This is a genomic window from Actinokineospora sp. NPDC051303, assembly GCF_055586285.1.
On record NZ_JBVJIN010000041.1, the window covers coordinates 39,024 to 52,717 of the forward strand.

Below are 13,694 nucleotides of genomic sequence, written 5' to 3' on the forward strand. Positions count from 1 at the left end.
CCCCGTCAGCCGCTTGTCCGCGGCACCTATCGAGCTGAGCCTATGCCGAGGCAAGACGACCTCGAGGAGGTACCGTTTCGTGATGAATGTGCACGTCGCACCAACATCGTCGGTCTCTGGCCCGATGCCGCACGTCGGTGACAACATCGCGAAGAAGGGGTGAGGCATGGCACGGCGTAATCCCGCGGCCCGGTTTCTGGGCAACCTCGATGCGGCACATCTCGGTGACCCATTGACCGAGATCGGCCTGTTCCGTGGCTGCAGGACCGTCGCCGATGTCCGTGGGGTACTTCACGGTGAGGTGGTCGCTGAGATCGATGAGATGCTCAAGCTCATCGAGGACGCCGACGCGTTCGACGTCATCGAGCTGATGCGCATGCGGGAGTTCCCGCCGGTCCCGGACCCGAACCTTCAATGGGAAGGGTCGGCGCTCAACGTTGAGATCGTCGCTGCGATGCTGCTCGGCCGCGGGTCCCGCAAGCCCACAGACACGCCCAGGATGGACACCCGTCCGCACGAAGCCATCAGCGAGCTACACAGCCGCGCCCAACGCCTCGGGCGGCTGTCCATCTACCGGCAGCAGCTCGAGGCGCAAATCAGCGACGACCCGCTCGCGCCGCTGGCCGCGGAGTACCAGGGGGCGGTTCTGCACATTCTCAACCTTCAGTACGACACCATCCGCGAGACCCACGAGAGACAGCTGTTCGACAACACCATCGTCGCCCCACTCATGGCCGAGCACGTCGGCTACACCTACCCCGACGTAATCACGGTTCGCAACTCCATGGGCCAGCTCGGTAGCGCCAGGATGACCCGGCTGCGTGACGACACCGGCGCGATCGTGATGCAGCACCACGGAACGCCACCAGACCAGATCCCCGACGAGGCAAAGCAAGAGTTCATGGCAGCGATGGTCTCCTTCATGTTCCTGCCCGCCGACCGGGCCATCATCACCGCGGAGGACATAGCCGCTGACTCTGGCGCCGACGTGGAAGTGGTCCGAGCAGTCCTGGAGTCCTACGCCCAGACGTTCGACGACAGCATCCTGCCCGCCCGCCGGGTCTACGACCTCCTCACGAGTGGCAATCCTTTTCAGACCACGCCTCTGGTTTCAGATGACGTCGGCAACTACGTGGAAACTACGACCGGTGTAGGACTTGACTCGCTCCGGCGGATCGTGGAAACAGCTCTGGCCGGTACGAAGCAGTTCCACCGCTACGACCAGAAAGTCCGTCAGGTCGTCAGCGAACGACTCGCAATCTCCTCGCTCGAGAAGGTGCTGCGCACCCCGCCGAGGCTCACTGGGTTCACGTACTACGCACCCAACGATAACGAAACCCACACCCTCCTCAGCCACGATTGCGCAAGCCCGAAGACCGTCGGGAAGCCGGTCGAAGGAGACGGCCTGTTCATCGTCGGCGACGTCGCCATCTGCGTCGAAGTCAAAGGCAAGTCCATGGCATCGGCCGCACGCCGAGGCGACGTCAGGCGACTCTGGAGCGACCTTAAGGCCACCATCGGCGACGGGTGCAAGCAAGCCGCACGCCTCCAAGCACTCATCGAGACCAACGCCGGCCTCTGGCTCAAAGATGACACTTGGCTCGACTTGTCCGAAATTCGCGAAGTGCGGTCCGTCGTCACACTCCTCGACGACATCGGCCCCCTCGGCACCAGCCTCGGCGACCATCGCAAAACTGGCCTCCTTCCGGCCGAACGCACACCCTGGGTCACGTCCCTGCACGACCTCGAAACCATCGCCCAGGTCTGCGACCGCCCTTCCGAGTTCCTCCTGTACCTACGCCGCCGCACTGACTCCGACGTCGCCACCTACTACAAGGCATCCGACGAACTAGATCTCTTCATGCTATTCATGAATGCCGATCTTTACGTCGACCCCGACCCCGACAAACTCCGTGAAGAACACCCGACAACCGGCCGGGTCACGAACCGAGATCGAAAACAGCGCGCCCGAAGCGCCATCCCCACAAGGGTCGGCGAACAGTGCCGCCGCCTCAACGCCTGGATGGCCCGCGAACAAACACGCGACCCCGCCGCCGACGTTCAATCCACGAAACCCACCTATCGCGCGCTGCCGCGCATCATCGAGCTCATTGACGTGGTCGACGCTCACAGCAACGACATGGTGCGCTTCGGCGCTGACGTCCTTGCCCTATCTGGCGGTGGCCAGCGACATCTGCTCAGCATCATCGACAAGTGCGTCTGCCGCGCCCGTCAAGACGGCCGACCGCACGACGGCATGTTCTCCCTGGCTGGAGTCTGGGGCCACCCAACGGTGTTCATCGGCTCCCGCCCACGTGGAATCCCTCTGGAACCAGCCCGGCAGCGCTTCCAAGCGTACATACACGTCAAGCGCCACCAGATGAAGTCGGACCGCTCCTACGGCCTGCTATTCAACGAAGCCGGTAACCTCGAGCTCGTCATCTACAACAACCGTCCGGTCGGCGAGGACGCCGACCTCGATGCACTCGTCAACGAGCTTGGTTTGAGGCCCGTGATTGAAACCTCGTCACCAGGGTCGGGGTCTGCGCGGAGCACCACGCATCGCCGACGGGGCAAGAAGAAGCGCCGGAAGTGGTTCGGAACTGGAGAACGCTAGAAAGCATCTCCGGTCCGCATGGGCGCATCCACTCGACGGGGCTAGATGTGAATAACGTGACCACTCATCGGTACGTGAATGCGTTCGGTGCTCGCGCCTCGCGGTGGATGCAGTCCTGACTATGGTGGAACGCGGTGGGCGTGTTGGACGACGGGGATGACATGAGCATGGGGAGCCGGGAGGTTCTGGTCCTGCAGGCACGTGCTGCGCTAATCATGGCGGCGTTGCGTGGGTCGATCGTCACCTACAAGGAACTCGGTCACGCGATCGGACTGAAGGGCATCGAGTTGCGCAACGTGATGCCCCACGTTCTGGAACGCGTAGCCAACCACTGTGCCGCCCCGGGCGAGCCACCCCTGACCGCCGTCGTGGTGAACTCCCAGACCGGAGCACCCGGCTCCGGGTGGCACGGCAACAGCGAACCCTGGCACACCGACGTCCAACGAGTGTTCCGACACTGGCCCCCACCCACCTGAGCCCAAACCGACCTGGCACCCCGTCCGCCACGGCCAGGAGAAACCCGCCCGGTGCTCGGCATGAGAGTGCTGTCGTGGAATGTTGGTGTTTCGGGTAGCGGTTGACCAGCGATGGGCGATAGATCGGTGCAGGCTTGGCCGGTTCCGACCCGGCATCGCGTGGCCTGGGTTTTCGGTGGAGGTGGCGGGTTGTCCGAGGTGCTCAGGGTCGGCGGTGCGGAGTCGGCGGTGTTGGACGTGGTGTTCCTGCACGGGTTGGACGGTGATGTGCGCCGGTCGTGGACTGCTGAAGGCGGGGTGTTCTGGCCGGGGTGGTTAGTGGAGGATTGTCCCGGTGTCGCGGTGTGGTCGGTGGGGTACGAGGCGTGGTCGAGCGGGTGGCGAGGCCGGGCGATGCCGATGCAGGACCGCGCGGTCAACCTGATGGCCTCGTTGCAGAACCACGGGATCGGGCAGCGCCCGCTGTGCTTCGTGACGCACAGCATGGGCGGGCTGTTGGTCAAGGAGATTCTGTTGCACGCGGCCGAGTCCCGCACCGACCTGGCGGTGTTCACAACAAATGTGCGTGGTGTGGTGTTCCTGGGGACCCCGCACACCGGGTCGGGCCTGACTGCGGTGGTGAAGGCGTTGGGTGTGGTCTACCGGGGCACGGCGGCGGTGAAGGACCTCGAGCGCAACAGTGCGCATCTGCGGCAACTGGGCGACCGATACCGGGACTGGGTGGCCGGGTCCGGTGTGCGAAACCTGGTGTTCTTCGAGGCGTACCCCACCAAAGGTGTGCAGGTGGTGGATGCGGGGTCGGCGAATCCGGGGTTGGCCGGGGTTCGGCCGATCCCGGTCGACGCCGACCACATCGGAATCTGCAAGCCTGCCGGTCGGAATGCGGTGGTGTACGGGCAGGTCCGGCGGTTCGTCGGCGACATCCTGGCCACGCTGCCCGACCCGGGCTCCGTAGCTTCCGCCTCCGGTCAGGGCCCGGAGACCGCCGGGCAGGCGACGGCGGTGCCCGATGGTGGTGTGTGGAGGGTGCCGGTGGACGAGGGTGTGTTTGTGGGGCGTGGGGACGAGTTGACGCGGTTGGAGCAGGAGGCGGGGGCCTCGGGTCGGGTTGTGGTGGTGGCGGTGCACGGGTTGGGCGGGGTGGGCAAGTCCACCCTGGCCGCGCGGTTCGCCGGGATGCACGGCGATCGGTTCTCGGCGGTGTGGTGGATCACAGCGGACTCCGAGGACGCGCTCGACACCGGACTGGCCGACCTGGCCTCGGCCGCGGGCGCGGCTGCGGAGGACCTGCCGTCGGAGCAGCGTGCGGAGCGGGCGCTGCGGTGGCTGGCCTCGCACGACGGGTGGCTGCTGGTCCTGGACAACCTCACCGCCCCCGCACACGCCGCACGCCTGCTGGAGCGGGTCCGCACCGGCACCATCCTGATCACCAGCCGGCAGGCGGTCGGCTGGCGCGGGGTCACCACCCTGCCCCTGGACGTCCTGTCACCCGACGAGGCGGAAGAACTGCTGGCCCGGATCGTCCGGGCCGACTGGCCGGAGGCGGACCTGTTCGGAGCCGCCCGGCTGTGCCGGGAGGTGGGATGGCTGCCGTTGGCGGTGGAGCAGGCGGGCGCTTACATCGCCCAGAACCGCATCACCCCGATCGACTACCTCTCCTTGCTGGAACGCCACCCGGCCCACATGTTCACCGCGACCGCGGAAGGCGGCGACGCACAGCGCACCATGGCCCGCGTCTGGCGGGTCACTCTCGACCGGCTCGCGGACACCCCGCTGGCAGGCCAGGTCCTACGGCAGCTCTCCTGGTACGCGTCCGAGGCTGTTCCTCGCTGGCTCCTCCACGGTGCTGCGGACGACAGGGCCGCCGTGTTGCACGCATTGGGGAGACTGGCCGCCTACAGCATGATCACGCTCGGGTCGGGGACGGTCAGTGTCCACCGTCTGGTCCAAGCTGTCACCCGCACACCTGACCACGACGATCCGCATCGTCAGCCCGGTGACATCGCAACGGCCCTCCGGACCGCCACGGCCAGCCTCGCTCAGGTCACCCGCGACCACGACCCCCGCCTACCCGCCTCCTGGCCCCGCTACCGCGTTGTCCTGCCCCATGCCCGAGCCCTTCTCGCGCACGCGGCAGCGGGAACAGACATCGACGAAACCTGCCTGCTCCTCCATTCAATCGGCACCTATCTGCACGACCAAGGAGACGATTCCACCGCACTCGAATACCTCACACGAGACTTCGACAGCACCCGAAGGCTGCACGGTCCCGACCATGCCGACGCGCTCGTTGCCCGCGATACCCTTGCCGGAGTCCACATGTCCGCACGTCATCGCACCCAGGCGATCGAGCTGTTCAAGGCCAACCTCGCCGACCGCCAGAGAATCCTGGGGTTCGACCACCCGCACACGTTCACAACTCGCGACAACCTTGCCCAGGCATACCGGCTAATCGGCGACCTCGATCATGCGTTGCCGCTGTTCGAAACGAACCTGGCCGACCGGGAGCGCATTCTCGGCGCCGATCACCGGGACACTTTGATCTCACGGAACAACGTCGCGGTGGCGTACGAGTCCCTCGGTAGACTTGACGAGGCTGTCGCCATTCTCGAGAAAGTCCTCGCCGACAGTCGACGCCTCCTCGGACCCGACCACCCGGACACTCTCAGCTCCTGCATCAACCTCGCCCACGTGTACCGCTCCACCGGGGATCTCACGCGATCGGTCCGACTGGCCGAATCCACCATCATCAAGTGCGAGCAGATCATGGGGCACGACCATCCGCACACCCTGGCCGCCCGGCACAATCTCGCCGACACGTACGCCACGGCAGGTGACCTGGACAGAGCGATCTCACTACGGGAGGCGAACGTGGCCAGCAGTGCTCGCACCCTGGGAGTCGATCATGAACACACCGTTGAAACTCGCATCGACCTCGCCGTCGACTACCGAGATAAAGGAGACCCCGAGGCGCTCCTGTTGTTCAAGGAGATTCTCAACGACTGTGAGAAACTATTCGGCATCGACCACCCATTTACTGAAGGAGTCCGTGCGAACTTGAACGCACCGACGGAAGGTCTGCAACCATAATGCGGTCTCCATTCGGGTGGACCGGCTCTTTGTGCGGGTAGTGGCGCAGGATTGCGATCCTGGTGTGCCTACCAAAGAGGGAAACAACCAGGCAAAGCAGCCCGGCACCGAAGCGAAGTTCGTGGTGAATCCAGGATGCCCGCCCGCTGGATTCAGCCTGCTGGTGTCTCGACGAACCGTCACTCGTCCGCGTCCCAGGACAACCGGGTGCTGTCGAACCATGCCCGCCACCGCGCGCGGGCGTTCTTCCCCACGGTGTCCCACCAGTCTGATCGCCCTTCGACAAAGTCACCCTCGCCAACGGCGAACGAGTGCTGGGCCCCGACCACCCACGACCAAGAGCATCCGCCGGAACATGGATGCAGCCAGAGGCGATTGAACCCACCTCGCCCGCACACCAGATATGCGAAGTCAACTGAAGCGGCACCTGGTCAACGTCCTGTCATCTGCATGAGAGTGCGTGCCGGTTGGTGTGGGTCGACGCCGCCGCTCCAGCAGCGGGCGGGGTTGGCCCTCATTTTCGGCAACGGGGTCACCGCAGCGACCGACGCCGCGGCGGGCCCGAGGGCTGAATGGCCGCTCTACTTGAGCAAATGCTCACGCAGTGCTCAAGTACACGCGGATGTGTTCATCTGCGCGCGGAACCTACAGCCCAGGATCAACCACGGGACGGCTAGCAGCGAGGTAGTCGTCGCCGTTCCACCGATACTGGCTGACCTGGATGGGTTGTCCGAAGTCTGGTGCGTGGACCATCGTGCCCGCGCCGATGTACAGGCCGACGTGGTGGACGTTGCCTGGCGTGCCGTAGAAGACCAGGTCTCCGGGCAGTAGCGGCTGCCCAGCGGGCACCAACAGGCCGGCGTTGTACTGGGTCTGAGCTGTTCTCGGCAGCGAGATGCCAACTGCGTTGTATGCCGCCATGGTCAAGCCGGAGCAGTCGAAACCCTTGTCACCCCGGGCTGGTCCATTGCCTCCCCATTGGTAGGGCAGCCCGAGTTGGCCGCAGGCGTAGTTGATCGCCATGATGGCCGTGGGTGTCGGCGCCTGGATGTTCGTGCAGTCGCCGGTGCCGACCGTGGCGTCGCCGTATTTCTTGGCCTGTGCGAGAACGTTGTTGACGTACCAGTCGGCGTGGTTGTAGGCGAAGATCGCCTTTTGAAGGTCGTTGGGTGCTCCCGAGTCGCAGAGGTAGTACGCGGCGGCGTGGATCGCGTCATGCGGGTTGTACCGGGACGGCGGCGTGGCACCACCGGGTGGTAGCGGATGCCTGGCGACGACACCGTCGAATGTGGACTGCAGAAACTGCATGGGTCCGGCGGCGCCGGCATAGTTTTCCCCGCTGGCTACGCCCGGCAACGTTGAGCGTCCGTGGTTGGTTTCGATCTTGCCGATGGCGGCGAGGATCGTCCAGTCCAGGCCGGGGCACACGCTGGTGGCTTGCCGGTAGAGGGCGAGGTAGTCAGCGGGGATGTCGGCGAGTGCTTCCTGGCTGGGCTGGGTGCTGCTGCTGCTGCCGAAGAGGGCATTGACGACGGCTTGGCCGATGCCGCCGATGAGCATCAGGATGGTGATGACAGCCGCAACGGCGGCGGCGGTGATCTTCACGGGTCACCTCCGGAAGCGGCTGGCTGGTGCGGCTGGAGGAAGCGGGTCCGGCGCAGTGAGTTCCGTAGGTGCCTGCTGGGCCGGGACCGCGGGCGAGGGCGCCGCCGCGTTGGCCGGGTCGGTCTGCGGCCAGAGTTGGGCGAGCTCGACGAGGCGGAGCCTGCCGGGGCTGCGTATTGCCGGGCCGGAGATCGGCAGCCACCGCGCGACGGCGGGGTTGTTCTCGCTGGCCGTGCCCGCGACGTCCGCGGCGCTGGTAGCCACTGGCACGAGTGCCGGGCGGTCGAGCTGGGACAGCGCGTCGGCGAGCGCCCGGCGCGCGGTCGTTTCGCGGCGGTTGGTGGGTAGCCACACCAAGACCGGGGTGGTAATTCCCGTCGCAGTGGCAAGCTTTTCGTAGCCGTAGAGCTTGCGGCCGAGTGTGGCCAGGTCTTCGGTGCCGAAGTCGAATTCGAGGAAGAACTCGATCTGCTGGCCGTCCTCGTGCCACCGGCCATAGGCGTCGGGGCGGACCATGTCGCCGAACAGGCGCCCGCAGCGCAGCTCGGACCACCACGCGGTCAGCCGCCCGCGGGCACCGGGTCGCCGGCTGAGCGCGATCAGGGTGGTGAAGAAGCCGTTGACCCCGACGGTGTGGGCCAGGCGCAGGGAGTGCGCGATCCCGATGGTGTCTTCGTGCCGGTAGCCGATCTTCTTCGGATCGAGGCCGTCCTCGTAGGCCAGGGCGACCGCACCGGCGATGTCGAGCACGTAGTGCATCGGCGCGGTGCCGGAACTGACGAACGGCTGAAACCGGTCGATGACCCGCCACTTGAACAAGTCGAGCAGCCGGTGATTGGCCGCGCGCATGCTCGGGTAGCACAGCTCGACGATCTGCTGCGTGGTGAACACCTTGTGCTCATGCAGCATCCGTGCGAGCCACCGGTCCCGCAGGGTGAGGCGGCCAGCGAGCTGGGCGTGGTGCTCTCCGGTGGTGGCGGCTCGCGGGGTGGGGCGTTGCGGCATGTGTCCGCGCAACGCCCGCTGAGGAGTGGGATTCGAAATCATGGGTACGCACCTCCCGAAGAAAATAGGCGGAAATCTGACGCAACATTGGGTTGATTGCTGAAATGGCTGTCGCTGGAGTGATTGGCCGCGCTAGGCCGCGCGGCGTGGGTCCACAGTGGTCTGCGCGGGGTGGCCCGCGACTGTGTTGATGTCTGTGACGGGCGGACGCGTGTTGACCCTGGCGGCCCTGCGGATTGCTTTTGCGCGTCCGGGTATCGCGGGTGGGAGTTTTTCGGTGACCGCGGTGAATGGTGGTGCTTCTTCTCCGCCGAGGACGAGGCGGGCGGCGACGTGGTAGACGCCGAGGTTGGACAGGTCGTGATCGCTCAGGCGCGGCATGGTGTGCCGGGCCAGCCGCCTGGCGTCCTCGGGGGAGGCGTTGAAGAAGATTTTGGTGCGGGCGTTGGTGCTGATGCCTTCTTCGAGTTCCTTGGGTAGCTGTCCGAGGTATTGGTGGGCCAAGGTCATGGAGAGCCGGTAGCCGCGGGCTTCGGCGAGCATGTCCTCCAGTGGGTAGGCCAAGTTCAGGAAGTTGTGGCATTCGTCCACGTAGAGGCCGCAGTCGCGGCGTTGTCGTTGGGGGATGCGGGCGCGTCGGGTGGCGGCTTGCCAGGTGCGGGCGACGATGGAGCCGACGAGTCTCGCGGTTTCCATGCCGAGTGCGTCGCGGGCGATGCGCACGAGGCAGATTCCGCCGGTGTTGAGGACGTTGTCCATGTCCACTGTGGAGGTTCCGCCTGCGATGGCGTCGCGGACGAAGGGGCGGAGCAGGAATCCGCGGATTTTGTTCATCAGCGGTGCGATCACTTGTGCGCGGTTGGCGTCGGACAGGTCGTCGTACCAGGACCAGAATCCGCGTAGCACGTCGTCGTGGATGTGGTCGCGGGCGCGTTGGCGGTATGCGGGCACGGTGAGCAGTTTGGGCAGGTCGATGAGGGTGGGGGTGCCGGGCATCGCGGTGAGGGTGAGCAGTCCGGCGCGGAGGATGTCGTCGGTGCGTGGTCCCCAGGAGGAGGCGTAGATCCGGGAGAAGATGCTGACGAGGTTGTCGACGGCGCGGGCTTTGTCCGATCCCTCCAGGGGGTTGAGCACTGGTGGGCGGGCGCGGGAGTCGGCGTCGAAGAGGACGACTTTCTCGCCGAGTTCCTCGGGCAGGCGCATGAGGATGTCGGAGACGAGGTCGCCCTTGGGGTCGATCACGACGACGCCGCGGCCTGCTTCGGCGTCGGCGAGGATCATCCGGGCCATCAGCTCGGATTTGCCGCTACCGGTGGCGCCGAGGATGTGCAGGTGGTGGCGGGCGTCGGCGACGTGCAGTCCGACCGGGCGGGAGTGCCCGGAGTCCGACAGCCCGAGCGGTTTGATCTGCTCGCCGGTCGTGGGGATGCCCGGCGGGGGTGGCACGGCTTTCGCGCCGGCCCGTTGCAGGCCGGGGGCGGACTCGTCGACGGGCAGGTGCGCGACCGCGGCCAGTTCCGGGATCGAGAGCAGGTCGCCTGTGCCGAGGCGGCGTTCGGCCAGCGTCTTGACCGGATTGCGGCGCAGTCGGACGCGGCGGTAGTAGTTGTGTTCGGAGTAGGCGGCGAACGCGCTGGCGACCGCGTGCCCGCGTCCCCGCAGGACCTCCCGCACCGCCTGGATCTCGCCCTTGGTGGCGTCCTCGGGGACGGTGGTGGCCACGGCGTAGCGGATGCGGGTCTCGAACTGGTTCGCCCGTAGCTTCTCGACCACGGCGCGGTCTTGGGCGGTGTGCTCCAGGCTGGTCTGCCGATCCACCCCAGGGGTTCGTGTGTTGGTCGATGGCTTGGGTGTCTTGCCTGGTGTGATGGCGTCGAGCAGTCGGCCGACCAGGTGGACTGACCGGTCCGCGTGCACGCGCCGGGCGGCGCGGCGGGCTTTGGTGACGCGGTGGCCTGCGACGGGGCGGGCGAGGATCTGCACGCAGGCCCGTTCGTGTGGGCCGAGCCCGACCGGTGCGCCGAGCATGGCGCGGATCGGGTCGGCTGGGTGCTCGGTGCGGATCGGGAGTGCTTCCGAGCGGGCCAGCCGCAGCTCGCCGCCGACCGCTTCGACTCGCCGACCCGCCACCGCTGTGGTGGTCGGGATCGGGGGTGTGGCGGGGGTGGTGCGGGTGTGCGCGCCGGGCCAGGCGGCCTCGATCGCGCGCTCGACCATGCCGGGCGGCACGAGGCCGGGCACCCACAGGCGGATCTGCACGCCGTGGTCGGTGAAGGTCAGCTCGAAGGCCAGGTGCGGCTGCCCACTGAGGCGGCGCTTCCAGCCTGGCCGTAGCAGGCCGACCAGGTTGGACCACAGGGTGATCGCGCCGGACGGGTCGACTGTCGGTGGCGCGAGCACGGTGACTAGGCGGGCATCGGTGGCCAGGCGCTGGTGGTAGCGGCGCCGCCACCGGCGGCGCGCGAGGACCGCGGCGGTGACGGCGACCACGAGCACCGGTCCGACGATCGTGCCCCACGTCAGGGCGAGGTCGCGCAGGTAAGCGAGCACGTTCTGGAACGCGCCGAGCGGGTCACGCAAGTAGTCCCCGACCGGCGAGGCAAGCACACCCGCGGTCTGCTCGACACGCGGGGGAACGAGGGCGGGCAGGGGTGTGGCGGTGATTAGCCAGGGCATCCGGAACTCCTCACGAAAGCATCGGCAGGACGGGCGCGAGCTGCGGTCACGCAGCCCGCGGCTGGTCGCCCCGCGCCGGGGTGGGCTCGGCTGTGGGCTGCCGGCTGTGGTCGGGGCGGGTGTTGTCGACGACGAGCCTCAGGTGCCTGCGGGCTCGGCGGGCTGTGCGTTCGGCGGTGGCTTCGGCTTGCCACTCGGAGAACCGGCGCCCGGCTAGCCGCTTCAGGTACGCCGGGATGCGGTTGGCAGGTACACCGACCAGTCGCGGGCCCAGGACCGCGAGCAGATCGCTGGCCTCTTGCGAGGCCCAGCCCGCCTCGGCGATCGCGGACTCGTCCGGAAACACATCCGCGACCCGATCGACGGCCGGATTCAGCGCTGCATCCTGTGTCCCGCCATACGAGTAGACCCACAGGAAATTCGGCGGCGGGTCAGGCTCGACAAGCGCCCGGAACCGGGACACCTCTTTGGTGTAGGCGTAGAAATTCGTGTCGGGTCGAGCCCGGCAGATGGCCAGCCATGCCTGAAGATATGCGTCGGTGAAGAAATCGCCGCTGTCGTGAATTCTGATCCAGGCGCCGCGGAACTTGATCGCGCCGAGTTCGACGGCCATCGCATCCTGCCAGCCGGCCAGGTCGTCGAGGACGTACATGAGGTTCGCCTGGTGTTTGGCGCGGACGACCGGCCAGGTGTAGGTGCCGTGTCGGGCGTAGCACGCCTGGGCGCAGATTCCGGCGCTGGGGCAGGTGTTGTAGGTGCGGCCGTCGGCCAAGCGGCCTGCCCAGGCGGGCAGCGACCAGTTCCATACGCCGATCTGGGGCATTTCGCTGTTTTGCGTGAGCAACCGAGCGGGCCGGTCAACGGTGGCGGAAATGGGCGGTGATGTAGACATGGGTATCCCCTGAATGCGATTCGGCGTGGACGGATTGACGCCTGTGGCGAAGTGGTCAGGCGGCGTCGAGTTCGATCTGCGACGCGTCGCCGTCGTCGAACGAGTCCGTGATTCTGGCGTCGTCTACGCCGAGTTCGACGAAGGAGTTCTCGATTCCCGACGTGGAGTCGGAATATGCGGCGAGTTCTGCGGGGTTGGACGTGACCAACTCGTGCTCGGCTGGTGAGGCGATGGACTGGAACGCCACTCGCTGCGTGCCGGTGCTGAGCAGACCTTGGCCGCGGTCGGCGGAGAGCAGGAATTGGCGTTCGCCCATGGACAGGTCGAAGGTGCGGGTGATCTCGTCGATCGCCTGGGATGCCTGGCGTAGCAGGATCTGCGTCGCGGCGTTGGCTACGACGGCCTTGCCGAGGTCCGAGCCCAGGACGTCCGCGGTGTCCTGGGTGGCGACCGTGAGACCGGCCCACTGCTTCCGGGATGCTTTGGCCATGCGGAACAGGAACTCGGCACCGGCGGGTTCCTTCATCAGCAGCCATGCCTCGTCGACCACGACCAGGCGGGGTTTGCGGATGGCGGGGTTGGAGACCTGCCGCCAGACCGCGTCGAGCGTCAGCAGCGTGCCGATCGGCTTGAGCTCGTCGGCGAGGTCCCGCAGCGAGAACACCACCAGGTGCCCTTCCGGGCGGGTCGAGGTGGGTCCGGAGAACAGCCCAGAGAATGCGCCGGTGACGTACGGGTGCAGCCGGGCCGAGAGTTCGACCCCGGCGGGGCCACCGGTTCCGGCGAGGACCTGGGCGAGGTCGGCCAGCAGTGGCGCCGGGCGGGTCCAGGTCCGCGGATCTGCGGTGATTCCCACGCGTTGGTAGGTGGCGGTGATCGCCCGGTCCAGAGCCGCCCGTTCGGTCGCGGCCAATTCCGTGCCGAGCAGTACCGAGATGACGGTGTGCAGGAACAGCGACCGCCGAATCAGCGCGTCGCGCGGCGCGGTGCGACGCCCGTCCGGGCGAGTGTGGATCGGCAAATCGAGGGGGTTGAGGCGGACCTGTTCGGCGCCGAGGTGGACGTAGGTCCCGCCGACCGCGGCGGCCAGCCGGGCGTATTCGTCTTCGGGGTCGATGACGTGGATCTCGATCCCGCGATACAAGCTGCGGAGGAGTTCGAGCTTGACCAGGTAGCTCTTGCCGGCGCCGGAGCGGCCGAGGATCACGCTGTTGTGGTTGTCGAGTGCGAACCGGTCATGGTGGACGAGCCCCTGGGAGCCGACGTTGAAGCCGTAGAGCACGCCGCTCGGGGCGCCGACCGAGGTCGGGTCGGGTGGTGGCAGGTCCGGTGA

General features: G+C 66.9%; 8 protein-coding genes. 3 read left to right on the forward strand and 5 right to left on the reverse strand.

Annotated elements, in window-relative coordinates:
* The first annotated feature begins 166 nt into the window (after positions 1–166).
* The 3 genes from ACZ6SD_RS25480 to fxsT all read left to right on the forward strand — a co-directional run bounded on the left by ACZ6SD_RS25480 (position 167) and on the right by fxsT (position 6,183).
* Positions 167–2,617: a hypothetical protein gene (locus tag ACZ6SD_RS25480; protein WP_465319506.1), complete on the forward strand. Its 2,451-nt coding sequence runs from the start codon at positions 167–169 to the stop codon at positions 2,615–2,617.
* A 134-nt stretch (positions 2,618–2,751) separates the two neighbouring features.
* On the forward strand, positions 2,752–3,093 hold the full coding sequence (locus ACZ6SD_RS25485; RefSeq protein ID WP_465319507.1) for a hypothetical protein: 342 nt from the start codon (positions 2,752–2,754) through the stop codon (positions 3,091–3,093).
* Between the two features lie 198 nt (positions 3,094–3,291).
* Positions 3,292–6,183 (forward strand): FxSxx-COOH system tetratricopeptide repeat protein, encoded by a 2,892-nt coding sequence (fxsT, locus tag ACZ6SD_RS25490; protein ID WP_465319514.1) that lies wholly within the window; start codon positions 3,292–3,294, stop codon positions 6,181–6,183.
* 645 nt (positions 6,184–6,828) lie between these two features.
* Here the strand turns inward: fxsT and ACZ6SD_RS25495 are convergent.
* The 5 genes from ACZ6SD_RS25495 to ACZ6SD_RS25515 all read right to left on the reverse strand — a co-directional run.
* The gene (locus tag ACZ6SD_RS25495) at positions 6,829–7,743 is read right to left on the reverse strand and encodes a C40 family peptidase (protein WP_465319515.1); all 915 of its coding nucleotides are present in this window, start codon (positions 7,741–7,743) and stop codon (positions 6,829–6,831) included.
* Between the two features lie 48 nt (positions 7,744–7,791).
* Positions 7,792–8,835 carry a replication-relaxation family protein gene (locus tag ACZ6SD_RS25500; RefSeq protein ID WP_465319508.1) on the reverse strand — a complete coding sequence of 348 codons (1,044 nt, stop codon included), beginning with the start codon at positions 8,833–8,835 and terminating at the stop codon, positions 7,792–7,794.
* 90 nt (positions 8,836–8,925) lie between these two features.
* A complete protein-coding gene (locus ACZ6SD_RS25505; RefSeq protein WP_465319509.1) occupies positions 8,926–11,469 on the reverse strand; it encodes a helicase HerA domain-containing protein in 2,544 nt (847 codons plus the stop codon).
* A gap of 46 nt (positions 11,470–11,515) precedes the next feature.
* The gene (locus tag ACZ6SD_RS25510) at positions 11,516–12,361 is read right to left on the reverse strand and encodes a GP88 family protein (RefSeq protein ID WP_465319510.1); all 846 of its coding nucleotides are present in this window, start codon (positions 12,359–12,361) and stop codon (positions 11,516–11,518) included.
* Between the two features lie 55 nt (positions 12,362–12,416).
* Positions 12,417–13,694: VirB4 family type IV secretion system protein (locus ACZ6SD_RS25515; RefSeq protein ID WP_465319511.1), on the reverse strand; the 1,278-nt coding region annotated here is incomplete at its 5' end.

Excerpts from the sequence above, each read along its gene's own strand:
- ACZ6SD_RS25480 (WP_465319506.1), top strand. The coding sequence starts at position 167 with ATGGCACGGCGTAATCCCGCGGCCCGGTTTCTGGGCAACCTCGATGCG.
- ACZ6SD_RS25510 (WP_465319510.1), bottom strand. The coding sequence starts at position 12,361 with ATGTCTACATCACCGCCCATTTCCGCCACCGTTGACCGGCCCGCTCGG.
- ACZ6SD_RS25495 (WP_465319515.1), bottom strand. The coding sequence starts at position 7,743 with ATGCTCATCGGCGGCATCGGCCAAGCCGTCGTCAATGCCCTCTTCGGC.
- ACZ6SD_RS25500 (WP_465319508.1), bottom strand. The coding sequence starts at position 8,835 with ATGATTTCGAATCCCACTCCTCAGCGGGCGTTGCGCGGACACATGCCG.
- ACZ6SD_RS25505 (WP_465319509.1), bottom strand. The coding sequence starts at position 11,469 with ATGCCCTGGCTAATCACCGCCACACCCCTGCCCGCCCTCGTTCCCCCG.